A 23,998-nucleotide genomic window follows, 5' to 3' on the forward strand; every position below is an offset into this window, starting at 1 on the left:
GTCGGCTCGGGCTCAGCTCTTCGGCTTCGACAGGATGACCAGCATGCTGGCGACCGCGTTGCCGCGGTTCTCGATCGCGCGGGCCTCGCCCGGCGCGAGATGGCAGGAGTCGAGCGGACCGAGCACGACCTCGCCGCCGTCGGTGATCACCGTCACCTCGCCGGCGACGACGACGTAGAGCTTCTCGGCGGCGGAGGCGGACATCTCGGCGCCGCCGCCGGGCAGGAAGTGCGACAGGCCGCAGGTGAAGGCCTCGGTGGCGCTCTCGGCGCCGCCCTGGAGCTGCAGCGCCACCATGGCGTGATGGCGCTTGGCCTCGTAGGGCTTCGCGTCGGTGAAGCGGGTGACGTGCATGTCAGGCCCCCGTCGGGATGCGGAACGTCTGGTCGGGGTCGATCACCGCCACGACCCGCACGACGCAGCCCTCGCCCTCGTGCCAGCGCCACGGGAACGCCATGATGGTGCAGCGCCGGCCGGTCACCAGGTCGACGTCGCCGCCGATGTTCTCGATGCCCGGAATGCCGGCGCCCATCATGATCTTGTGGGCCGGCTCCCAGTACGGGAAGTCCTCCAGCACGTGGCGGCCGGTGAGCGCCTTGTACTCCGCGTCGAGATGCGGGTGCGACGGGCCGAGGCCGTGGTCGCACAGCTTGGTGCCGAGCGGGTGGTCGAGCGCCTGGACGTCGATGCCGAGCATCTTGACGCCGCGCTCGACGATCCACTCGGCCGCCTCCTTGTAGAGGCCGGGCGAGTAGGCGTAGTAGTCGTCGTTGTCGCCGAGCTTGTGGTGCGAGCCGGTGTTGATGATCAGGATGTCGCCGCGCTCGATCTTCGGCGTCGCCTTCTCCAGGTCGTCCGGCGTGATCACGCCCCACTTGCCCTTGGGGATCGACACCACGACGCCGGTGCCGAAGAAGCGCCAGGTGTCGTAGCCGGTCAGCGACCTGCCGTTCTCGGTGACGTGCAGCTGCGCGTCCATGTGGGTCGAGCGATGCATGATCGACTCGATCTGCTGCACGAAGATGCCGTCGTTGGCGTGGAACTTGTGGACCCGGACGTTGAGGTTTGCGGCGGACGGCCATTGCGGCACGCCGTGGCCGTAGACGTTGCTGAGGTCGTAGTAGCGCAGCCCGTTGGCGCCGATGATCTCGCCCATGGTGGTGTCTTTCTCGATCGCGTGGAGGACGACTGTCGCCGGTCAGGCGGCGCGGCCGGGCTCGATGCGGTACGCACCGCCCGGATCGAGCAGCGCCATCAGGCGGATCACGCAGGCGTCGCCGGCCGCGAACCGCCACGGATAGGCCTGCAGCGTGCAGCGCTTGCCGAGCACCTCGGCGACGTCGCCGCCGACGTTCTCGATGGTCGGGATGCCGGCCTTCAGCAGCATGCGGTGGGCCGGGGTCCATTCGGGGAAGTCGACCTTCGGGTCGCGGCCGGTCTCGGTCTCGTAGAGCTTCGGCAGGCGCTTCATCAGCGGGCCGCCGCGATGCAGGCCGAGCGAGGTGGCGAGCGGATGGTCGACATAGGCGGTGTCGATGCCGACGAGCCGCACGCCGCGGTCGATCAGCCACTGCGCCGCGTCCTTGGCGAGGCCCGGGCCCTGGCCGAAATACTCCTGGCTGTCGGAATACTTCTCGTGCCAGCCGGTGACGATCACGACGATGTCGCCCGCCTCGACCTCGGGGGTCGCGGCCGCGAGGTCGGCGGCCGTCACGTACTCCCAGCGTCCCTTCGGGATGCTCAGCACGACGCCGTTGCCGAAGAACAGGTCGATCGGCAGGCTCGCCAGATCGGCGCCGCCCTGCACCATGTGCAGCGGCGCGTTGAGATGCGTCGAGTTGTGCATCACGGCGGTGATGCGCTGGCTCAGCACGCCGTGCGCGGCGTGGTAGACGGCGCGCTCGATGCGGATGTCCGGATCGCCCGGATTGATCGGGGTGCCGTGCCCCCAGGGGTGGCTGAGTTCGACGAAGACGAGTCCCGTGCCGGGTTCGGTGACGCTCATTTTTTCGCTCCGCTCGGGCACCGTTCTCGAACCGGTGCTCGTTCTTGGGGCGACGTTAGGAGCGGCGGCCGACCCGGGTCCAATAGCGACCTCGGCCGAAGGGATAGCTGGAAGTTATGGTGCGCTGCAGCAGCGAGCCGGACCGCGACGCGGCCGGTCAGTCGGCCTTGATGCCGGCGTCGCGGATCAGGTCGCGATACTTGGCGTACTCGCGCCTGGCATGGGCGAGGAGCTCGTCCCGCCGGCCGCTCGCCGGGGTGATGCCGACCTCGCGCAGGCGCTCGATCACGTCGGGCGACGCCAGCACCGCCTGCAGCTCGGCGCTGAGCCGGTCGACGATCGGCTTCGGGGTCCGGGCCGGCGCGTAGAGCGCGTACCAGCCGTTGACGGCGAAGCCCGGATAGCCCGACTCGGCGAAGGTCGGCACGTCCGGAAACGCCGGCAGCCGCTCCGCCGAGGCGACCGCGAGCGGGCGCACCTTGCCGCCCCTGATCAGCGGCGTCGCGTTGGTGGTGGTGTCGAAGATCACGTCGACGCGCCTGCCGATCAGGTCGAGAATGTGCGCGCTGCCGCCCTTGTAGGGCACGTGGATCATCTGCAGGCCGTTCTGCAGGCAGAAACCGGCGCCGGCCATGTGCAGCGGCGATCCGTTGCCGGAGGATCCGTATCGCAGGGTGCCGGGCGACCGGCGTGCCGCGTCGACCAGATCCTTCAGCGTCCTGAAGGGCGATTCGGTGGAGGTGATCAGCATGGTCGGCGCGGTGCCGAACAGGCCGATCGGCGCGAAGTCGTCGATCGGGTGGTAGTCGGCCTTGAACAGATGCGGGCTCGCCGCGTTGGAGGCGAAGCCGCCGACGAACAGCGTGTAGCCGTCCGGCGCGGCGCGGGCGGCCTGGCTGGCGCCGATCAGGGTCCCGGCACCGGGCCGGTTGTCGACGATCACCTGCTGCCGCAGCCGGTCTGACAGCTTCTGTCCGATCAGCCGGCCCAGCATGTCGTTCGCGCCGCCGGCCGGATAGGGCACGATCAGCGTGATCGACCGGGACGGATAGGCGTCCCCGGCCCGGGCGGCGCCGGCGCCGGGGCCGGCGACTGCGAGGCCCAGCGCGGCCCCGAGCCCGAGCACGAGGAACCGCCTGGCGCGTGCGGCACGGGACGTCGCGATCATGGCACCTCCCGATGGGCCGGCCGGCTTCTCGGGCGTGCGGATGCGGGCGAGGTCTCCGCGTCTGCGCTTCGGGCCGGCGATTCATCCGGCCTTGATATTGGCCTTCTCGATCACCTTGCGCCACCTCTGTGTCTCGTCGGCGATGAAACGGGCGAAGGCGTCCGGCGAGGAGTCGGTCTGCACGATGGCGCCGAGGTCGGCGCATTTGCGGATCACCTCGGGCTTGTTCGCGAACGCCTTCATCTCCTTCGCCAGCCGGTCGACGATCGGCCGCGGCGTCGCGGCGGGCGCCAGATACCCGTGCCAGGCGGTCGCCTCGAAGCCCGGCAGGGTCTCGGCGATGGTCGGCAGGTCGGGATCGATCGGCAGGCGCTGGGCGGTGGCGAAGCCGAGCGCCCGCAGCGCGCCGCTGCGGATGTGCGGCAGGGCCGGACCGGTGTTCTCGAACCCGAGGTCGATCTGGCCGCCGATCAGGTCGTTCAGCATCAGCGATGTGCCGCGATACGGAACGTGCTGCATCGACGTACCGGTGATCTGCTGCAGATACTCGCCGGCGAGATGCTGCGAGGTGCCGATCCCGGCGGAGCCGAAGCTCAGCTTGCCCGGATTGGCCCTCAGATGGGCGATCAGGTCGGCGACCGTCTTCACGTCGGGCAGCCGCTTCGGATTCACGACCAGCACGTTCGGCGTGATGGTGAGCTGGTAGATCGGGGCGAAGTCGCGCAGGGTGCGGTAGGACAGCTTCTCGCCGTAGAGCGTCTCGTTGACGGCGAGCGGCCCGGTGCTCGACAGGGTCAGGGTGTAGCCGTCGGGGGTCGCGCGGGCCACCCGCGTCATGCCGATGATGCCGCCGCCGCCCGGCTGGTTCTCGACCACGAAGGGCTGGCTCCAGGTGGCGGCGAGATGCTCGGCCACCATGCGGGTGAACACGTCGGCCGCCCCGCCCGCCGGAAACGGGCAGATCACCGTGACGAGGCGGCTCGGATAAGCGGCCTCGGCCCGGACCGCCTGCGGCAGCGCCGCGGCCGCGGCGAGGCCGACGAGATCGATCAGAACCTTCCTGCGATTCATTGCGTCCTCCACTGTCTCACGACTCTCGACGCGCGCCGGCACCGGCCCGCACCCGCGGCACGGGGCGGCATCGGCGACGTGGTGATCTCGGGGGCGGGGCATGCCGGGCGGAGAAGACGCACGGTCCCGGACGGGCCGCCGCCGCGGACCGGCCGCTGCCGCGGACCGGCGACGCGCGGCGGACGCCGCGACGCCCGCGCGCGGACCGCCGCCGGCGTGGCGCATCGGCCGGACATGAACGAACGCCAGGCGAAGCCGCAATTCCGCCTCGCCGACGTCCACCGGGACCGTCGGTCATGGGACATACTCTCCTCCGGGCCCGATCGATTGTTGTCCTGCGGTCGGCCTGCGCCGCCGCGGATCGGGTCTGGTGGCCGCCCTCCGCCGGGCGGCATCGACTGTCCTTCCTGGTCTCGCTCCGGCCGGAGCCGGAGCCGGACGCTCAGAACGCGGTTCGGTAGATCGCCAGGATCTCGTCCCTGGAGATCTCGCGGGGATTGTTGTCGAGCAGGCGGCGGATCACGAACGCCTCGTCGGCCATCGCCGGAAGATCGTCCTCCGGCACGCCGAGGCCGGACAGCCGCATCTCGAGGCCGAGCGCGGCGCAGAAGCCGTAGGCCGCGTCGCGCACCGCGGCCTCGTCGGTCGCCGCGGGCAGCCCCAGCGCGGCCAGGACGTGGCGCGTCTTCTCCGGCACGACGGGCGCGTTGAAGGCGAGCACGTGCGGGAAGATCAGCGCGTTGGCGGCGCCGTGCGGCACGTGGTGGCGGGTGCCGAGCGGATAGGCGAGCGCGTGGCCGGCCGCCGTGTTGACCGGGCCCAGGCAGAAGCCGCCGTACAGCGAGGCGACGGCGAGGCCGCGGCGCGCCGCGCGGTCGCTGCCGTCGGCGACCGCGCGGGCGAGATGGCGGCCGACCTGGCGGATGCCCTCGATCGCATAGAAGTCGATCAGCGGATGGGCCCTGCGGTTGGTGTAGGCCTCGACGCAGTGCGCCATGGCGTCGACCCCGGTCGCCGCCGTCAGGGCCGGCGGCACGCTCATCGTGAGATCCGGATCGACGACGGCGAGGTCGGCCAGCATGTCGAGGCTCTCGACCGCGAGCTTGTTGCGGGTCGCGGGGTCGGTCACCAGCGCGCGGATGCCGCCTTCGCTGCCGGTGCCGGCCGTGGTCGGCACCTGCACGAGCGCGCAGCAGCGCGGACGGGTGCGCCCCACGCCGACGACGTCGCGGATGGTCTGGCCGCTGCCCGGCAGCACCGCGGCGAGCTTGGCCAGATCCATGGCGCTGCCGCCGCCGAAGCCGACGACGAGATCGGGCGCCGTCTCTGTCGCCGTCGCCAGCAGCGCGTCGAGATTGGGAATGTCCGGTTCCGGCACCACGTCGCCGAACACCGCGACCGGCCCGTCGAGCCCGAGCAGCTCGACGCGGCCGACATTGAAGGCGTCGGCGACGACCAGCGGACGCCGGCAGCCGCGCGCCTTCGCCCACGCGCCGACGCGCGCCACCGTGCCGGCCCCGAACTCGATGACGGGCGGGCAGACGAGACGGAGCGGTGCGTCGACGGCCGGCATGGCGATCCTCAGGCTCCGAACCCGTCCATCCTGGCGAACAGCGGCGCCACCGCAGCGCGGAGCGTCGCGTCCTCGGCGGACGTCAGCGGCAGGTTCGGCAGCAGCGCGTTGCTCCACGACGGGTCGCCGCGGCGCACCGCCGCGAGCGCGCGCAGTGCCGCGATCTGCGGCACCGTGCGGGTGACCTCGCGGATCTCGGAGAGCAGCGCCTGCGCGGCCGCGACCTTGTCCTGCGCGGCCGGGTCGGCGAAGTTGCGGAACAGATAGGCGAGCAGCGGCATGGCCACGTTCGAGGTCGCCGTGATGGCGCCGGCGCCGCCCTCGCGCAGCAGCGGCAGCATCAGGGGATCGGCGCCGGCCAGGATCGACAGCTGCGGGAAGCGCTTCGCCAGCATGGTCATGTTGGCGAGCTCGCCGGACGAATCCTTGACGCCGACGACCGCGCCCGGGAAGGCCTCGATCAGCCGCTCGATCACGGCCGGCACGATCGGCACCCGCGACATCGGCGGGATGTGATAGAGGACGATGTTCGGCCGGGCGTGGCCGACCGTCTCGATCAGCCGCGCATAGACGGCGAACAGCGCATCGTCCGACACCGGCGTGTAGTAGAACGGCGGCAGCGCCACGACGCCGCGGCAGCCGAGATCGAGGGCGTGCCGGGTGAGCGCGACCGCATCCTTCATGGCGCAATTGCCGGTGCCCGGCATGAACAGCGTCGGGTCGAAGCCCTGCGCCAGCAGATCCTCCAGCAGCTTCATGCGCTGCCCCGGCGTCAGCGAGTTCGCCTCGCCGGTGGTGCCCAGCAGCGCGAAGCCGGTCGCGCCTTCCGCCAGCAGGGCGCGGCAGTGGGCGGCGAGCAGCGCCGCGTTCGGCTCGCCGTCCGCATCGACCGGGGTGAGGGTCGCCGGGAACACGCCGGTCGGCGTCGCGTCGGTGCTCATTCCATCCGTCCTGTGCTGCTGCGGCACCCTGCCCTCGGCCGGGCGGCTGCCGATCCGTGTTTTACAAATTTGTAAATTCAACATCGTCCCGCTGGCAAGTGCGTCAAACCCCGGATGCGCGACGATCGCGCTCACGTGAAGCTCGGAGCGGCTTTTCGCTGCTTCGCGGCGAACGGCAGGCGGGCCCTACGGGATCCCGCTGATTTACAAGTTTACAAGTTCATGACACAGAGGGACGTCGCTGCGGCGTTCCGCCGGCACGTGGAGGTATCGGTGAGCTTTACGGTCGTGACCCTCGGCAGCCAGATCGCGAACGAGGGGGTGGCGTTGCTGCGCGACGCCGGCGCGTCGCTGGTGGCGACGGAGGCCTTCCCGTCCAAGGACGAGATGATCGCGGTGCTGGACCGCCACCGCCCCGACGCCGTGATGGTACGGCTGGTGCCGCGGCTCGACGAGGACGTGATGCGGGCGGCGCCTACGCTCAAGGTGATCGCCAAGCACGGCGTCGGCTGCGACGACATCGACGTGGCGGCGGCGCGCCGGCTCGGCATCCCAGTGATGATCGCGACCGGCTGCAACGCCCAGTCCGTCGCCGAGCACGCGCTCGCGATGATGCTGGCGCTGGTGAAGGATCTGGAGCGCCAGACCGCGCTGATGCGCAGCGGCCGCTTCGACAAGTCGCTCTATCGCGGCCGCGAGCTGCGCGGCATGCGGCTCGGCCTCGTCGGCCTCGGCCAGATCGGCCGCAGCTTCGCCGCCATGGCGGCGGCGATCGGCATGGTGATCGAGGCCTACGATCCGTTCGCGCCCGACGCCGCCTTCGTCCCGCCGATCGCCCGTGCGACCGATCTCGACGCCCTGCTCGCACGGGCCGACGTGGTCAGCCTGCACTGCCCGCTGACCGAGACGACCCGCGGCCTGCTCGGGGCGCGCGAGATCGGCCTGATCAGGCCCGGCGCCTGGTTGATCAACACGGCGCGCGGCGAGGTGATCGACGAGGCGGCGCTCGCCGCGGCGCTGCGCTCCGGCGCGATCGCCGGCGCCGGCATCGACAGCTTCGCGGCCGAGCCGCCGCCGGCCGACCATCCGTTCCTGCATCTGCCCAACGTGATCGCCACCCCGCACGTCGCCGGCGTGACCGACGACGCCAAGCGCGAGGTGTCGCTGCAGACGGCCCGGAACGTGCTTTCGGTGATCTCCGGCGGAGCCCCCGATCCGCGCTACCTCGCGAGGTGACCATGACGTCCGCCGACCCCCGGGAGACCGCGCCACGGCGCAACGGCAGGCCGGCGCTCGCCGACCACGTCTACGAGCTCCTGTTCAACCGCATCGCCGGCGGCGAGCTCGCCCAGAACACCCGCCTGCCCGGCGAGCACCAGCTCGCCGAGAAGTACGGCGTCTCGCGCCCGGTGGTGCGCGAGGCGCTGCGGCGGCTGCGCGAGGAGGGCCTGATCGAATCGCGCCAGGGGGCCGGCAGCTGGGTGACCGGGGTCGTCCGGGCCCAGAAGGTGCCGGCCTTCACGCCGATCGCCAGCATCGCCGACATCCGCCGCTGCTACGAGTTCCGCATCGCGGTGGAGCGCGAGACCGCCTTCCTGGCCGCCCAGCGGATCACCGAGAAGACGCTCGCCGACATCGCCCAGGCGCTGGCCCTGATGGACATCGCGACGCGCCAGCACGTCCACCGGGAGGACGCCGACTTCGCCTTCCACCACGCCATCGCGGTGGCCTCCGACAACCACTACCTCTCGTCGTCGCTGCTCGGCCTGCGCCAGCACATCGACGTGGTGATGAAGCTGCACGGCAAGTCGGTGCTCGGCTCGACCCCGAGCCTGGAGCACGTGTTCGCCGAGCACCGCGGCATCTTCGAGGCGATCCGCGCCGGCGACGCCGCCGCCGCCGGCCGGCTGATGGAAGAGCACCTCGCCGGCTCCCGCGACCGCCTGTTCGGCGTGGATTAGACGACCCGCGACGGCGCGGCGCCGAGCCCGGCCGCAGCTCACTCCGATCGCCTCGCATGCCTGGCCGTTCCGGGGCGGCGCGCAGCGCCGAACCCGGACTCCATACGCCCTGTCCGTCGTGGGTCACCCACACCGGGCGTATGGAGTCCGGGCTCCGGACCTGTGGTCCGCGCCCCGGAATGACGACTTCCGCAAACGCTCGCCGAGCGTTTGGAGAGTCGTGCATGCCGCGGCGACGAGGCCGCGGAAGGGCGTCATAACAGCGGCCCTGACCGCCGACCCGTCATCCCGAGGTGCTCGCCACCGATCTCGGGTTTACCCGAGATCGGCACGACGAGCGCGCAAGTCGCGCTATAGCCGACTTGCGTGGCCGAGCCTCGGAGTATGCGGCCCGGGCCGTCGCCCTTCGAGGGCTGCGCTTTGCGCAGCCACCTCAGGGTGACGGTGAAAGTCAGTGCCGGAGCCGCTGGGACGAGCCGGACGAGGGCGGGCCCGCGATCGAGCGCTGGTTTCGTGAGTTCAAAGCAAACACGCTACGAAAGGCCGCTGCCGGGCCGGCGCGGCGCGCCGCGCCCGGGACACGAGACCTTCCCCGACACAGCGCCGCGAGCGCGCCGGCATGACGCGGGTCCGACGCGTCAGTTGAACTTCGCCTGCGCGGTGGCGCCGGTCGGCGTCGTGATCTGGACGACGCCCTTCACGCCGTCCGGCAGCGGCGCCGGCGCGGTGCCGTCGAGGCGGTTTCCCTCGGCGGCGGCGAGCGGCACGCGCTGGCTCTTGCCGTCGACGACCAGGATGGCCAGGCCCTGGTGGCCGGCGGCGTCGCGCGGCTTGTCGTCGTGGCCGAGCAGATAGGCCGACACGGTCGCGCCCTTGATCACCAGCTCGACGTGGAAGTTGCCGGCGATGACGATGCGGCCGCCGTGCCGGGGCTGCGGATTGTGGGCGAGGGCCGGCCCGGTGGCGACCAGGGCGGCGCCGGCCAGAACGGCCGGGATCGTGGTCAGGAGGGTTCGCTTGGTGAGCATCTGTGGTCTCCCTTGTTGCTCGATCGGTGTTCAGTAGGTGGCCGGCGCGGCGGCGGCGGCCGCCGGTGACTCGGCGGCGCGCTCGGCCGCCAGCGCGCGAAGCCGGGCGATCGGCGTCTCGCCGAGGCGCAGCACGAGAATCGGCGTGACGAAGGCGTCGAGCAGCGTCGCGCTGATCAGCCCGCCGAAGATCGTCACCGCGACCGGGTGCAGGATCTCCTTGCCGGCCCCGGAGGCGTCGATCAGCAGCGGCACCAGCGCGACGCCGGCGGAGAGCGCCGTCATCAGCACCGGCGTCATCCGCTCCAGGCAGCCGCGGGTGACGAGGTCGCGCCCGAACGGCACGCCCTCGGTCACGCACAGATTGGCGATGTGGCTGATCTTGAGGATGCCGTTGCGGGCCGCGATGCCGGTGAGCGTGATGAAGCCCACCATGCTGGCGACCGACAGCGGCTCCCCGGCGATCCACAGCGCCGCCACCGAGCCGATCAGGGCGAGCGGCACGCTGCCCATGATGATCAGGGCCAGCACGGCCGAGCGGTAGCGGCCGTAGAGGATGGCGAAGATCATCGACAGCGAGACGAGCGACAGGAGCCCGATGGTGCGTGCGGCATCCTCCTGGGCCTGGAACGTGCCTTCGAGCCGGGCCGTGACGCCCTCCGGCAGCGGCGTCTCGGCGATGATCGTCCGGATCGCTGCGACGATCCCGGCCATGTCGGTCGAGCCGTCGCCGTTCGCCAGCACGACGATGCGGCGCCGCGCGTTCTCGCGCAGGATCTGGTTCGGCCCGTCGGTCTCGCGGATGTCGGCGATCAGGCGGGCCGGGATCCAGCCGCGCGGCGTCTCGATCAGGAGGTCGCCGAGCCCGTCGGTGGTGCGCAGCCGGTCGGGCAGGCGCATCACCACGTCGAAGCGGCGGTTGCCGTCGATGACGCGCGAGACCACGCGGCCGTTCGACAGCCGCCCGAGCTGGTCGACCACGGCGGACGGCTGGACTCCGTAGAGCGCGGCGCGGCCGTAGTCGATCCGCACCTCGAGCTGCGGAATGCGCACCTGCTTCTCCACCTGCAGGTCGACGACGCCCGGCACCGCCGCGATCTTCTCGCGAAAGCCCTCGGCGACCGTGCGCATGGTGTCGAGGTCCTCGCCGAACACTTTCAGGGCGAGCTCGGAGCGGATGCCGGACAGCATGTGGTCGAGCCGGTGCGAGATCGGCTGGCCGATGTTGAGCGACAGCGGCAGCACGGCGAGCTTGGCCCGGATGTCGGCGACGATCTCCTGCTTGGGCCGGCCCCGCTCCAGGTCGACCTCGAGCTCGGTGACGTGGATGCCCTCGGCGTGCTCGTCGAGCTCGGCGCGGCCGGTGCGGCGGCCGACCGTGCGGATGCCGGGCACCTCCATCAGCAGCCGCTCGGCGATGGTGCCGACCCGGTTCGACTCGGCGAGCGAGACGCCCGGATTGAAGGTGAGCAGGATCGTGAAGGTGCCCTCGTTGAAGGGCGGCAGGAAGACGCGCGGCAGCGACACCGCGGCGGCCCCGGCGGCGACCACCAGGGCCACCGTGGCGGCGAGGATCGGCCCGCCGTTGCCGTAGGCGCGCCGCAGCGCCGCGGCGTAGCCGCGCTTCAGCACCCGGACCAGCCAGCCCTCGCGATGTGCGTGCCGGCCGAGCGCCGGCAGCATGTAGAAGGCCATCACCGGCGTCAGCGTGATCGACACCAGGAGGCTCGCCAGGATCGACACGATGTAGGCCTGGCCGAGCGGCGCGAACAGCTTGCCCTCGATGCCGCCGAGCGCGAAGAGCGGCACGAACACCATCACGATGATGGCGGTGGCGTAGACGATGCCGGAGCGCACCTCCTGCGAGGCGCCGACGACGACCTCGAACACCGAGCGGGGCGAGCCGAGCGCGACGTTCTCGCGCAGGCGCCGGAAGATGTTCTCGACGTCCACCACGGCGTCGTCGACCAGCTCGCCGATCGCGATGGCGATGCCGCCGAGCGTCATGGTGTTGATGGTGAGCCCGGCGAGGTGGAACACCACCGCCGTGATCAGGATCGACATCGGGATCGCGGTCAGCGAGATCACGGTGGTGCGCCAGTTGAGCAGGAAGCAGAACAGCACCACGGCGACCACGACGCCGGCCTCGATCAGCACGGTCTCGACGTTGCGGATCGAGGTCTCGATGAAGTTGGCCTGGCGGAACATGGGATTATCGAGCGAGATGCCGTGCGGCAGCGACGGCTGCAGCTCCGTCAGGGCCTCCTCGATGCGGCCCGTCAGCGCGACCGTGTCGACGTCGGGCTGCTTCTCCACCGCGACCACCACGGCGGGGCGGCCCATGTAGCCGGAGTCGCCGCGCTTGGCCCGCGCCGCGTACTCCACCGTCGCGACCTGATGCAGGAACACGGGCCGCTGCTCGACTGTGGCGACCACGACGTTGCGGAGATCGTCCAGGCTCGTGGTGCGGCCGATGTTGCGGATCAGGTATTCGCGCGCGTCGAGGTCGGCGAAGCCGCCGCCCGCATTGGCGCCGAACTCGGTGAGCGCCTTCTCGACCTGGTCGTAGCTCACGCCCAGCGCCCGCAGCGCCGGCGGCTGCGGCGAGACGCGATACTGGCGCACCTCGCCGCCCATCGGGATGACCTGGGCGACGCCCGGAATGGCGAGCAGGCGCGGCCGCACCACGAAGTCGGCGGTCTCGCGCAGCTCCATCGGGGTCGCCGTCTCGCTCGTCATGGCGATCATCACGATCTGGCCCATCAGCGAGGAGACCGGGCCCATCATCGGCGTGACGGTGGGCGGGAGCTGGTCGCGCACCAGCGCGAGGCGCTCGGCGACGAGCTGGCGGTTGCGGTAGACGTCGCCGCCCCACGCGAACTCGACATAGACGATGGACAGGCCGACGCCCGACACCGAGCGGATGCGGGTGACGCCGGGGGCGCCGTTCATCCGGGTCTCGATCGGATAGGTGACGAGCAGCTCGACCTCGGGCGGCGCGAGGCCCTCGGCCTCGGTCATGATCGTGATGGTCTGCCGGTTGAGGTCGGGGAAGACGTCGACCGGCAGGCGGGTGACGCTGTAGGTGCCGAGCACGATCAGCACGGCGGCGAGCGCCAGCACCAGGACGCGGTTGCGCAGCGACTGGGTGACCAGGGTCGTGAACATGGCGCGGCCTCAGCGGACGTTGTCGAGCAGGGGCGCGCCCTGGACGACGATCCGGTGCCCGGGCTCGACGCCGGCGACGATCAGCACGCGGTCGCCGTCGAGCGGCGCGGTGCGCACCGGGCGCGGCACGAAGCGCTCGGCCGAGACGTGGTCGAACACCTGCGACTGCCCGTCGGAGCCGCGCACCACGGCGGAGCGCGGCACCGTGATGCCGGTCCTGGCGTCGCCGGTCGCCGCCAGCACGGTGACGAACTGGCCGGTGCGGATCCCCCTCGTCTCGCCCGTGATGGCGAAGTGCACCGGGATCGCCTGGCCGCGGTCGGCGAAGCCGGCGCCGCGGAAGGCGAGCGGCAGGGTGGCGCCCGTGGCCGTCACGGCGGTCGCCTCGGCGAGGCCGTCGAGCGGATCGAAGCTGAGCGCCTCGACCCACAGGCGCGCCGGGTCGACGATCTGGAACACGGTCGCGTTGGTCTGGGCGATCTGGCCGGCGATCGGCACGCCGTCGGCGACGATGCCGGAGACCGGCGCGACCAGCGCCTCGGGCTCGCGGCGGATGCGGTCGAGCGCGGCGCGGCGGTCCTTCAGGCCCTGCAGCTCGAGCCGGGCCTCCTCGAGCTGGGTGCGGGTCACGGCGCCGGCCGAGGCGAGCGGCTCCCAGCGGGCGATGCGGCGCTCGACGATGGCGATCTGCTGGTCGAGCTCGCCCTGGCGCTGGCGCATGTCGGAGGCGTCGATCGCCTGCACGGGCGGCATCACATAGGCGAGCACCTCGCCCGCCTTGACGGCCGAGCCGAGGCGGGGGAACCCGCCGGGCGGTGGCGACAGCCGACCGCCGACGGCCGTCTGCACATGGCCGGCGGCGTCCGGGTCCGGGATGATGCGGCCGGGCAGCTCGACGGCGCGGCGCACCGCGCCGGTCTCGGACAGGGTGTTCTCCAGGGCGAAGATGCGCTGCACCGCCTTGGGCACGAAGATGGTGCCGTCGGCCTGGCGCTGGGCCCGCTCGGCGACCGCGGTCGCCGGCCGGGCGGCCGGGGGCGCCGCCGGGCCGGGGTCCTCGCGGGCGACGCTCTCGTGCTGGACGACGCCGAGGCCGACGGCGGCGACGAGGACGACGGCGGCGAGCGGCACGGCGGCGGCACGACGGCGGCCGAACAGCCCGGCGAGCAGCAGCCCGGCCGCGATTCCCCCGGCCAGCGTCGCGATCACGGCCGGCTTCGCCAGCGCCGCGAGGCGGGCCGTCCAGGCCGGCCACGTCCCGGCCGTCGGCCCGGCGGCGCCGGCCGGGGTCGCGCCCGCGATGGTCAGGGCGAAAATTTCGACCTCGTCTCCGGCGGTTACCGTGACGGCGAGATCGAGCGGCGCGGCGCTCGCCACCCACGGGGCCTTGAGCCGCCAGGTGCCGTCCGCGGGCCGCGGCTCGGCCGCGACCGGCCCCTGCGGGGTCTCGATCTCCAGGCTGGCGTCGGTGACCGGCCGGTTGGTGGCGAAACGGTCGAGCCACAGCACCAGCTCGTCGCCGTTCGCCACCGCGACGAGCTGGAACGGACCCGCCGTGGCCTCCCCGCGCGGCAGGACATGGGCGGGAGGAGCTGGCTGGTCGCCGTGGTCGTGGCCTTCGTGCGCCAGGGCCGGGCCGGCGGCGAGCAGCGCCACGGCCACACAGACCGCGCGCAGGATGCGGGAGAACATGGAGAGGTCCTTCGGACTGGAAATCGGGCATCGACCACGGCGCCGTCGCGAGCGGACGACGCGGCGATCACGCGGACACGATTCAGCCGAAGGATCGAGGCGGACGTTTCAGGCCGGAGGACACGGCGTCATGCAGCGCCGGGGCGGCATGGACGCCATGGACGGGAGCGGCCCGCGCCGGCCAGACGAGCACGGCGACCGGCGGCACCATCGAGCAGCAGGCACTGCACGGACCGCCGCCGCAGCACCCCGGCACCGTACACCCGGCAGCCGGCGGCGCATCGGGCGGAGCGGCGCCATCCGAGGTCACGGCGCCCGTGACGGTGACGGGCATCGCGACCGCGGCCGCCTCTGCGGCCGTCTCGACCGCGGCATGGACGACAGTCGCGTCCGGCCGGACGGCGGAGGCCGTCACGGCGACCGCCGCCGCGGCGAGCGCATGCCGATGTTCGTGGCCGTGGCCCGGATGCGCATGCGCCGCCCCAGCGCCCAGCAGCGTCGCGAGGAGCGACACTGCGAGCACCGCGGCTACACCGAGAAGATGCCGAACCGATCGAAGCATCGTGCGCACGCGTTTTGTCCAGTTCGGCCGAATTTATGGAATCGCGCGCCCGGCGGCAAGTCGGGCCGGCCCCGCACGACTGGGAGGCGCATGATACCACCTTGCGAGCGAGGAGCCGTGCCCCGGCGAGCCCCGCGGCCGCCGTCACTCCGCCGTCGGCAGGCGCGCGTAGTAGAGGGCGACGGCGCGGATCTGCTCGTCGGTGAGGTTGCGGGCGGCCGCCCTCATGATCTGACCATGGGTCCCGCCGCGGGTGCCGGCGCGCCAGAGCTTCAGCTGCTGCTCCAGATAGTCGCGGTGCTGGCCGGCGAGCGCCGGGTAGCCCGGGAGGTTCGTCTCGGCCCGCCCGGCCGCGCCGTGGCACGCCCGGCACGCCGGCGTTCCGGCGGCCGGATCGCCGACGGCGGCGATCACCCCGCCCCGTTGGAGGAGATCGGCCTCGTCGTATGCGACGGTCTCGACCCGAGGCTCGCCCGGGGTCGCGGGCAGTGCCGCGTAGTACTCCGCGAGTGCCCGCCTCTGTGCCTCCGACAGCATCGTCGCGATCGGCTGCATGATTCCACTTGGACGCGTGCCGTTCGCGTAGTCGCGCAGCGACGCCACGAGATAGTCACGCCGCTGACCGGCGAGAGTCGGAACGCCGCCGGCCGCGCCGCCGGTTCCGTCGACGCCGTGACAGCGGGCACAGGCCGCCACGGCGTTCTCCGCGAGGCCTTCTCGCGCGATCAGCCGGGCGGACGGGTTCGACGCCGGGCCACCAGGACCTTCCGGCGCGGCGGTCGCCCGGTGGTACTGCTCGGCCGTCATGCCGGGCAGCCCGCGGGCGAAGGCGACGACGGCCCACACCTCGTCGTCGCGGCTCTGCGCCGGCCAGGCCGGCATGCCGGTGTATTTCAAGCCGTGCTTGACGACCCAGAAGAGCTGATGGTCCTGCCAGCTGTTCACCGCCTCCTCGTAGCTGGGCGGAGCCGGGAGCATCTGTCCGGCGATCACGCTGGCAGGCACGCCGGGTGCTCCGTGGCAGGGCGCGCAGAAGCCGGCGAAGTGCCCGGCTCCCCGCTCCGCCAGCGCCGCATCATCGAGGTTCGACGGAGCCTCGATGCCGGCCGCATAGGTCTCCACCGAGTTGCGCATGATGAAGGCGAGCAGACGGGCCGTGACGCCGAAATGGCTGGCGCTCGCCGCGACATTGTAAACACCCGACCAGGCGAACAGCAGCAGCCCGAGCGCGGCGACCACCACCAGCCCCAGGGCGATGCGGATGATTTTCGGCACCCCGTACCTCTCCGTCGGCGACACTGGGGAGAACGTGCGGTGTCCCGTGAGGTTCGAAACGACGACCGTCCGCCCGGCGCGCGACGGTCATCCGTGCGGGGCGAGGTCCCGCAGCCGCTCGACACCCGCATAGACCTCGAAGCCGGTTCCCCGCGCCATCACCACGAGCGTGAGGCCGGCGGCCTGCGCGGTTCGTACCGCGAGGGCGGTCGGTGCCGACACCGCGATCAACACCGGGGCGCCGATCGCTGCGGTCTTCTGCACCATCTCGACGGACACCCGGCTGGTGATCACGACCACGCCGCCCGCCCCCGCGATGCCGCGGCGCGCCAGCGCCCCGGCGAGCTTGTCGAGCGCGTTGTGGCGGCCGACGTCCTCGCGCAGCGCCACCAGGCCGCGGCCCGGCACGAAGAACCCGGCCGCGTGGGTGGCGTGCGTCGCGTGGGCGAGGTGCTGAGCCGCCTCGAGCGCGGAGATCGCCGCGGCGACGTCCGTACTGGCGACCGACAGGTCGCTGGCGATCCGGCGGGCCGGCCGCATCGCCTCGTCGAGGCTCTCGATCCCGCACAGCCCGCACCCGGTCGGCCCGGCGAGGCGGCGGCGCCGCCGCCCGTAGGCGTCCGCGCGGGGCGCAGCGAGCCACAGGCGCAGCTCGATTCCGGCCGGGCCGGCGACGATCGACAGGTCGGTGATCTCGCCGGGGGAGCCGACGATGCCCTCCACGAGGCTGAAGCCGACGGCGAAGTCCTCGAGATCGGCCGGCGTCGCCATCATCACGGCCTCGGTGCTGCCGTCGTAGACCAGCGCCACCGCGGTCTCCTCCGGCACGGCACGCGCCGGGGCCGCGACGTCGCGGCCCCGGCTGATCGCGCTCAGCATCTGCAGCGGCGGCGGCAGGGCGGCCGGGCGGCCGGCGGCCGCGCCCGGCGGCGACGCGAGATCGCCTGACGCGAGATCACCTGACGCCAGATCGCCTGCCGCAACGCGGGATCCCATGTCCCGGCAGTCCCGCCCGACGATGTCGCGAGCCGCGAGCTCGTCGTCGAAGGTCGTGTGGTCGAAGGTCGTGCCGTGGAGCGTCATGGAGCCGCCGATTCGGTTGCGCGTGTATGCCACCTCCCAGGAACTCCCGACCCCGCCCTGGCGTTCGCCCACCGTCGGTCTCGTCTGGCCGGCCGATCGGTCGCGCGCGTCGCCCGCCGTTCCGTCCTTCTCCTCAACGAGGTCGTCATGGCGCACCAGCCGCAGCGGAAAGCCGTCCACAAGCCCTATTCCGGCCCGGCCGGAGGATGGGGGTCCGTGAAGGCGCTGGCCAGCATCCTGACCCAGCAGGAGGTGGCGATCCTGGGCAGCGAAATCCTGTGGAAGCAGAACAAGCCCGGCGGCTTCATGTGCGTGTCCTGCTCGTGGGCGAAGCCGGCGGACCCGCACATGTTCGAGTTCTGCGAGAACGGCGCCAAGGCGACCGCCTGGGAGATCACGCCCAAGAAGACCGATCCGGCCTTCTTCGCCTCGCACACCGTGTCGGAGCTGCGAACCTGGAGCGACCACGCGCTCGAGGACAACGGCCGCCTGACCCACCCGATGCGGTACGATGCAGCGCTCGACAAGTACGTGCAGGTCTCCTGGGACGAGGCCTACGCGGCCATCGGGGCCGAGCTGAAGGCCCTCGATCCGAATTCGGTCGTCTTCTACACGTCGGGCCGCGCCTCGCTGGAGGCGAGCTACATGTACCAGCTGTTCGGCCGCATGTACGGAACCAACAACTTTCCGGACAGCTCCAACATGTGCCACGAATCCACCTCGGTGGCCCTGCCCGAGGTGATCGGCGTCCCGGTCGGAACCGTGCTGCTCGAGGATTACGACAAGGCCGACTGCATCTTCTTCTTCGGCCAGAACACCACGACCAACTCGCCCCGCATGCTGCATCCGCTGCAGGGCGCCGCCAAGCGCGGCGTCCCGATCGTGGTGTTCAACCCGATCCGCGAGCGCGGGCTGGAACGCTTCACCAATCCCCAGAACCCGGTCGAGATGGTGGCGAGCGGCAGCACCCGGATCGCCACGGAGTACCATCAGGTGACACCCGGCGGCGACATCGCGGCGATCACCGGGATCTGCAAGGCGCTGATCGAGCAGGACGACGCGGCACGACGGAGCGGCCGACCGCGGGTAATCGACGCGGCGTTCGTCGCCGAGCACACGCACGGCTTCGAGGACTTCGCCGCCTTCTGCCGCGACCAGCCCTGGGGCGATCTCGAGGCCGTGTCCGGACTGCCCGAGACGGAGATGCGAGCCGCCGCCGACACCTACGCCAAGGCCAAGGCCGTGATCGCCAATTACGGGATGGGGATGACCCAGCACGTGCACGGCGTCGAGGCCTGCAAGATGGTGGTGAACCTGCTGCTCCTGCGCGGCAACATTGGACGCCCGGGCGCCGGCATCTCGCCGGTGCGCGGCCATTCGAACGTCCAGGGGCAGCGCACCGTCGGCATCGCGGAGAAGACAAAGCTGGTGCCGCTGGACCGGCTGAAGGAGCTCTACGGCTTCGAGCCGCCGCGCGAGGACGGGCTCAGCACGGTGGACGCCTGCGAAGGGATCCTCGCCGGCGAGGTCCGCGGCTTCGTCGGCCTCGGCGGCAATTTTCTCCGTGCGGTCCCGGACCATTCCCGCATGGAGCCGGCCTGGGCGCGAATGCGGCTCTCCGTCCAGATCGCCACCAAGCTCAACCGGTCTCACCTGTTCCCGGGCGCGGTGACGTATCTCCTGCCGTGCAACGGCCGCATCGAGATCGACCGCCAGGCGACCGGTCCGCAGGCCGTGTCGATGGAGGATTCGACCACCTGCATCCACGGCTCCCGCGGCCAGCGCGACCCGATCAGCGAGCACGTGCGCTCCGAGCCCGCGATCGTCGCCGGGATCGCCAAGGCGACGCTCGCGCCGAACCCGAAGATCGACTGGGACGCCTGGGTCGGCGACTACGGTCTGGTCCGCGACGCCATCGAGCGGACCTGGCCGGACCAGTTCAAGGACTTCAACAAGCGCCTGTTCCAGCCGGGCGGCTTCCCGCGACCGCTCGGCGCCCGCGAACGCGTCTGGAACACGCCGACCGGCAAGGCGAACTTCACCGTTCCGGACAGCCTGCTCAACCGGACCGCCCCCGAGCCGGACGTCTATCAGCTGGTGACGCTGCGCGCCGACGGGCAGTTCAACACCACGGTCTACAGCCTCGACGATCGCTTCCGCGGCGTGTACGGCGGCCGCGACGTCGTGCTGATGAACGCGGCCGACATGGCGCGACTCGGGCTCGCCGAGGGCGACATGGTCAGGCTCTCGACGGTCGCGCCGGACGGCATCGCGCGGGAGCTCGGCGGCCTGCAGGCGATCCCCTTCGGGATCCCGGAAGGAGCGATCGCCGGCTATTATCCCGAGTGCAACGTGCTGATCCCGCTCGGTCACTACGCCAAGGGCAGCAAGGTGCCCGCGGCCAAGTCGGTGCCGGTTCGGATCGCCAGGGACGCGATACCGCTCGCCGCCGAATAGAGGCGCGGCGGCATGGATTCCGAGCAGAGCCACCGGAGCGACGACGACGTCGACCGGGACGAGGCACGATCGCGGGCGACGATGACCCGCGAGGAGAGCGAGGACGTCGAGGAGCGCTCGAGTCCGCGGTCGCCGGTGATCTACGAGGTGGTCCGCCGCCACGGCGAGGAGGAGATGGCGCGCCCGATCGTATCGCTGTGGTGGTCGGGCTTCGCCGCGGGCCTGTCGATCAGCTTCTCGCTCCTGGCGCAGGCGCTCCTCACCATCCACCTGCCGGACGCGGCGTGGCGCCCGCTGGTGGCGAGCTTCGGCTACAGCGTCGGCTTCCTGATGGTGGTGCTGGCCCGCCAGCAGCTGTTCACCGAGAACACCATCACGATCGTCCTGCCCGTGATGGCGCAGCCGACGGCGGCCAGCGCCGGCCGCCTCGCCCGCGTCTGGGCCGTCGTGCTCGCGGCGAACCTCACCGGCACGCTGTTCGCGGCGGGATTCTGCACCCTGACGCCGGTGATCGACGCGGAGCTCCTCACCGCGATGCTGGACATCGGTCGGCACATGATGGAGAACGCCTGGGCCGCGATGTTCTTCAAGGGCATCGCGGCCGGCTTTCTGATCGCCGCCATGGTCTGGCTGATTCCCAGCGCCGGCGGCGCCCAGTTCCACGTGATCACGCTGATGACCTGGCTGATCGCGCTCGGCGGATTCACCCACGTCATCGCCGGCAGCATGGAGGCGTTCCTGCTGATGATGCACGGCGACCTCGGCGTCGTGGAGGGCCTCGCGCGCTTCCTGCTGCCGGTGCTACTCGGCAACGTGATCGGCGGAACGGCGCTGTTCGCCCTCATCGCCTACGCCCAGGTGATGAAGGAGCTCGAGCCGTGAGGGGAGCCGCCGCGCCGGCCGACCGGCCGTGCGGTGGGGAACGGGACCGTCATGCTGTCGACCATCGAGATCGCCGCCGTTCTTCTGGTGCTCACCGCGGCACTCGGCTGGATCAATCACGTCGCGATCGGACTGCCGCACACCATCGGGCTGCTGCTCATGGGTCTCGCGGCGTCGCTGATCCTGGTCGGCGTCGAGGTCGCGATCCCCGACGTCCACATCTACGAGGATCTCGGCGGCCTGTTGCGGCGGATCGACTTCAGGGACACGGTGCTCAACGGCTTCCTGGCGTTCCTGCTGTTCGCCGGAGCGCTGCACGTGGACTTCACGCTGTTGCGCCGGCGCGCCTGGGCGGTTGGCTCGATCGCCACGGTCGGCGTGCTGATCTCGACCGCCGTGGTGGGGACCGGGCTGTGGCTGATCGCCGATCTCCTCGGCCTCGCGATGCCGCTGCCCTGGGCCCTGGTGTTCGGGGCCCTGATCAGCCCGACCGACCCGGTGGCCGTGCTCTCGACGCTCAAGTCCGTGAAGGTGCCGGAGACGCTCGAGCTCGACATGGCGGGCGAGTCGCTGTTCAACGACGGCGTCGGCGTCGTCGTGTTCACGGTGCTGGTGGCGGTCGCGGCCGGCACCGGCGGGACGGCGGCCGCCGATCCGCTCCACATCGCCCGCCTGTTCGTCGTCGAGGCGCTGGGCGGCGCGGTGCTGGGCCTGTGCACCGGCTGGGTCGCGTACCGGGCGATGCGGAAGATCGACAGCTATCCCCTGGAGACGCTGATCTCGATCGCGCTGGCGATCGGCACCTATGTGGCGGCGGCGCGGCTGCACACCAGCGGGCCGATCGCGGTCGTCGTCTCCGGCATCCTGATCGACAACCGCGGGCCCAACGACGCGATGAGCGAGCTGACCGAGCGCTACGTTTTCGGCTTCTGGCAGCTCGTCGACGAGATGCTGAACTCGATCCTGTTCCTGCTGATCGGCCTCGAGGTCCTGGTGCTGAGCTTCGCCCCCGACCTCGTGCCGCTGGCGCTCGCGGCGATCCCGCTGGCGCTGCTGGCGCGCTTCGTCGCGGTCGGCGGGCCGGTGCTGGCGCTGCAGCACCGTCAGCGCTTCGTCGCCGGCACGGTCCCGGTGCTGACCTGGGGCGGGCTGCGCGGCGGCATCTCGATCGCGCTCGCCCTCTCGCTGCCCGACGTCCCGCAGAAGCCGGCGCTGCTCGCCGCGACCTACGCCGTGGTGGTGTTCACAATCGTGGTGCAGGGCCTGACCCTGCGCACGGTGGTGCGCCGCGCCGTCGATTGCGGCGCGTCGGATCGAGGAGAATGGTCCTCCGGCCGGCGGCCGGGCGTGCGCCATCGTACCGACGGGATGGAGGGGCGGTCCCGGGATCCCGGCGCGAACGCCGGCTGAAACCAAAACACCGGGGCAGGATTGGTCCGACAGCGGAGCCCGAGGGGCCGGTGCGTGACCGTCTCCGCCCGCGTCGGGAAACCGGCGTCCGCCGGGAGCGGCGCGGGGCACGACGGAAGGATCGAACGATGCCGCTGTCCGGATCACGTCCGTGGTCGCGTCCCGCCCGCAGCGTCGGGACATCGGCGCTGACGATCGAGGCGAGGCGACTCTCGGCCGATGTGTGCGCGCACGCCTGCATCGCCGAGCCGACCTTCGGAACGTAGCGGTTCGCGATCCATGTCGTTCGTCCCGCTCGGGCTCTGGACCAACATCGCCCTGTTCGCGCTCGCGTCCGCCTTCGTCTGGTTGGCCGGAACACGCATGACCGAGAGGCTCGATGCGATCGCCGGCATCACCGGGATGGACCGTGCCTTCGTCGGCATGCTGCTGCTCGGCGGCGCCACCTCGCTGCCCGAGATCGCCGCCGTGTCGACCGCGTCGGCCACCGGCAACGCGGCGCTCGCCACCAACAACCTGCTCGGCAGCGTCGCTTTCAACGTGATGCTGATCGCCGTGGCCGACGCCGTGATCGGACGTGACGCGCTCACCGCGGTGGTGCCGAGCGCGACGACCCTGCTGCAGGGCGCGTTGTCGATGATCGTCCTGTGCCTGATGGCGATCGCCGTGCTGACCGGCGACGTGGCGATCGCCGGCGTCGGGATCTGGCCGACCGTGCTGTTCGTCGTGTGCGTCGCCGCGTTCCGGCTCGCCGCCGGCTACCGGGAACGCGCCCCGTGGAAGGTGTCGACCGGCACGCCACCGGCGGTCGTGGACACGCCGAAGGAGGCGGACGGCCCGGGCCCGGCGCCGTCCCTGCGTCGTCTGATCGCGACGGCCGGAGTGGCCGCCGCCGTCATCCTGGTCGCCGGGCTCGTGCTGTCGCAGTCGGCGGACGCGATCGCGAAGCAGACCGGGCTCGGGTCGGGGATCGTCGGCCTCGTGCTGGTCGCCTTCGCCACCTCGCTGCCGGAGGTGAGCTCGATCACGGCGGCGGTCCGCCGCAAGCGCTACGAGATGGCGCTCGGCGACGTGTTCGGCACCAACATCCTGACGGTCGGTCTCGTCTTCCTCGCCGATCTGTTCTATCGCGACGGTCCGGTGCTGGCGCAGGCCGGCCGCTTCGAGGCCGTGGCGGCGCTGCTCGGCCTGCTTCTCACCGGGATCTTCCTGGTCGGGCTGCTCGAGCGATCCGACCGCACGATCCTGCACATGGGCTACGACGCGGCGACCGGGGTGGTGGTCTTCGTCGGCGGCCTGGTGCTGCTGTTCTTCCTCCAGAGCTGAGAGGGAGAGAGGGAGAGCCGCTCCCGCTCCGCTCAGGCGCAGGGACGAATCAGCACGGCCGGCAGGCCGCTCCACACGATGGCGACGAAGCCGAAGACGGCGACGCCTCCCGTCACCGAGCGCCAGAAGACGCGCAGCGCCGGATCCGGCTCGCCGGCGATGCCGGGGCCGCGGCCGAGCACCGCGGCGAAGAGGACGACGAGCGACAGTCCCGCCGCCACGACAGTGGCGAAGGCGACGACGAACGGCACCGCGGCCGGCCACGCGGTGCCGAGGCCGCGGGCGCACACCACCCCGGTGAGGCCGTAGACGAAGCCGAAATGCGCGGCCCACAGGACGAGGCCGGCGTTGAGGAACAGCATCTTGGTGAGGAAGCCCGGCCGCGCGCCCCGCATG

20 protein-coding genes are annotated in these 23,998 nt (G+C 71.6%); 6 read left to right on the forward strand and 14 right to left on the reverse strand.

What is annotated here, in order from left to right; genetic code table 11:
* Positions 1-12: 12 nt before the first annotated feature.
* The 7 genes from J2S22_RS17100 to J2S22_RS17130 form a co-directional block, all read right to left on the reverse strand.
* Positions 13-354: a cupin domain-containing protein gene (locus tag J2S22_RS17100; RefSeq protein WP_272775878.1), complete on the reverse strand. Its 342-nt coding sequence runs from the start codon at positions 352-354 to the stop codon at positions 13-15.
* Position 355: 1 nt separating this feature from the next.
* Positions 356-1,156 (reverse strand): cyclase family protein, encoded by an 801-nt coding sequence (locus tag J2S22_RS17105; protein WP_272775879.1) that lies wholly within the window; start codon positions 1,154-1,156, stop codon positions 356-358.
* A 42-nt stretch (positions 1,157-1,198) separates the two neighbouring features.
* The gene (locus tag J2S22_RS17110; protein WP_272775880.1) at positions 1,199-2,005 is read right to left on the reverse strand and encodes a cyclase family protein; all 807 of its coding nucleotides are present in this window, start codon (positions 2,003-2,005) and stop codon (positions 1,199-1,201) included.
* Between the two features lie 157 nt (positions 2,006-2,162).
* Positions 2,163-3,173 (reverse strand): Bug family tripartite tricarboxylate transporter substrate binding protein, encoded by a 1,011-nt coding sequence (locus J2S22_RS17115; RefSeq protein WP_272775881.1) that lies wholly within the window; start codon positions 3,171-3,173, stop codon positions 2,163-2,165.
* A gap of 81 nt (positions 3,174-3,254) precedes the next feature.
* Entirely contained in the window at positions 3,255-4,244 is a 990-nt protein-coding gene (locus J2S22_RS17120) for a Bug family tripartite tricarboxylate transporter substrate binding protein (RefSeq protein ID WP_272775882.1), read from the reverse strand.
* Between the two features lie 442 nt (positions 4,245-4,686).
* Complete coding sequence (locus J2S22_RS17125) at positions 4,687-5,817, reverse strand: iron-containing alcohol dehydrogenase (protein ID WP_272775883.1); 1,131 nt, start codon at positions 5,815-5,817, stop codon at positions 4,687-4,689.
* Positions 5,818-5,825: 8 nt separating this feature from the next.
* A complete protein-coding gene (locus J2S22_RS17130) occupies positions 5,826-6,758 on the reverse strand; it encodes a dihydrodipicolinate synthase family protein (RefSeq protein WP_272775884.1) in 933 nt (310 codons plus the stop codon).
* A 273-nt stretch (positions 6,759-7,031) separates the two neighbouring features.
* Between J2S22_RS17130 and J2S22_RS17135 the strand changes: the two genes are divergently transcribed.
* A complete protein-coding gene (locus J2S22_RS17135; RefSeq protein WP_272775885.1) occupies positions 7,032-7,994 on the forward strand; it encodes a hydroxyacid dehydrogenase in 963 nt (320 codons plus the stop codon).
* A gap of 2 nt (positions 7,995-7,996) precedes the next feature.
* Positions 7,997-8,719, forward strand: coding sequence for a FadR/GntR family transcriptional regulator (locus J2S22_RS17140; RefSeq protein ID WP_272775886.1), 723 nt, complete (start codon positions 7,997-7,999; stop codon positions 8,717-8,719).
* Between the two features lie 638 nt (positions 8,720-9,357).
* Here J2S22_RS17140 and J2S22_RS17145 read toward each other — a convergent pair.
* The 6 genes from J2S22_RS17145 to fdhD form a co-directional block, all read right to left on the reverse strand.
* A complete protein-coding gene (locus J2S22_RS17145) occupies positions 9,358-9,747 on the reverse strand; it encodes a hypothetical protein (RefSeq protein ID WP_272775887.1) in 390 nt (129 codons plus the stop codon).
* 30 nt (positions 9,748-9,777) lie between these two features.
* Complete coding sequence (locus J2S22_RS17150; RefSeq protein WP_272775888.1) at positions 9,778-12,915, reverse strand: efflux RND transporter permease subunit; 3,138 nt, start codon at positions 12,913-12,915, stop codon at positions 9,778-9,780.
* A 9-nt stretch (positions 12,916-12,924) separates the two neighbouring features.
* Positions 12,925-14,607 (reverse strand): efflux RND transporter periplasmic adaptor subunit, encoded by a 1,683-nt coding sequence (locus J2S22_RS17155; protein ID WP_272775889.1) that lies wholly within the window; start codon positions 14,605-14,607, stop codon positions 12,925-12,927.
* 82 nt (positions 14,608-14,689) lie between these two features.
* A complete protein-coding gene (locus tag J2S22_RS17160; protein WP_272775890.1) occupies positions 14,690-15,178 on the reverse strand; it encodes a hypothetical protein in 489 nt (162 codons plus the stop codon).
* 135 nt (positions 15,179-15,313) lie between these two features.
* Positions 15,314-16,444 (reverse strand): c-type cytochrome, encoded by a 1,131-nt coding sequence (locus J2S22_RS17165; protein ID WP_272775891.1) that lies wholly within the window; start codon positions 16,442-16,444, stop codon positions 15,314-15,316.
* Between the two features lie 87 nt (positions 16,445-16,531).
* On the reverse strand, positions 16,532-17,440 hold the full coding sequence (gene fdhD / locus J2S22_RS17170; protein ID WP_370878218.1) for a formate dehydrogenase accessory sulfurtransferase FdhD: 909 nt from the start codon (positions 17,438-17,440) through the stop codon (positions 16,532-16,534).
* 234 nt (positions 17,441-17,674) lie between these two features.
* Between fdhD and J2S22_RS17175 the strand changes: the two genes are divergently transcribed.
* From J2S22_RS17175 to J2S22_RS17190, 4 genes are all read left to right on the forward strand, one after another.
* Entirely contained in the window at positions 17,675-19,984 is a 2,310-nt protein-coding gene (locus J2S22_RS17175; RefSeq protein WP_272775892.1) for an FdhF/YdeP family oxidoreductase, read from the forward strand.
* A 12-nt stretch (positions 19,985-19,996) separates the two neighbouring features.
* The gene (locus J2S22_RS17180; protein ID WP_272775893.1) at positions 19,997-20,866 is read left to right on the forward strand and encodes a formate/nitrite transporter family protein; all 870 of its coding nucleotides are present in this window, start codon (positions 19,997-19,999) and stop codon (positions 20,864-20,866) included.
* A gap of 51 nt (positions 20,867-20,917) precedes the next feature.
* Complete coding sequence (locus J2S22_RS17185; RefSeq protein WP_272775894.1) at positions 20,918-22,276, forward strand: cation:proton antiporter; 1,359 nt, start codon at positions 20,918-20,920, stop codon at positions 22,274-22,276.
* Positions 22,277-22,555: 279 nt separating this feature from the next.
* The gene (locus tag J2S22_RS17190) at positions 22,556-23,602 is read left to right on the forward strand and encodes a sodium:calcium antiporter (RefSeq protein WP_272775895.1); all 1,047 of its coding nucleotides are present in this window, start codon (positions 22,556-22,558) and stop codon (positions 23,600-23,602) included.
* Positions 23,603-23,634: 32 nt separating this feature from the next.
* Here the strand turns inward: J2S22_RS17190 and J2S22_RS17195 are convergent, their stop codons facing one another.
* Positions 23,635-23,997: a hypothetical protein gene (locus J2S22_RS17195; protein WP_272775896.1), complete on the reverse strand. Its 363-nt coding sequence runs from the start codon at positions 23,995-23,997 to the stop codon at positions 23,635-23,637.
* Position 23,998 lies beyond the last annotated feature (1 nt).

This window comes from Rhodoplanes tepidamans (genome assembly GCF_030813915.1).
In the GTDB taxonomy this organism is placed as follows: Bacteria; Pseudomonadota; Alphaproteobacteria; order Rhizobiales; family Xanthobacteraceae; genus Rhodoplanes; species Rhodoplanes tepidamans.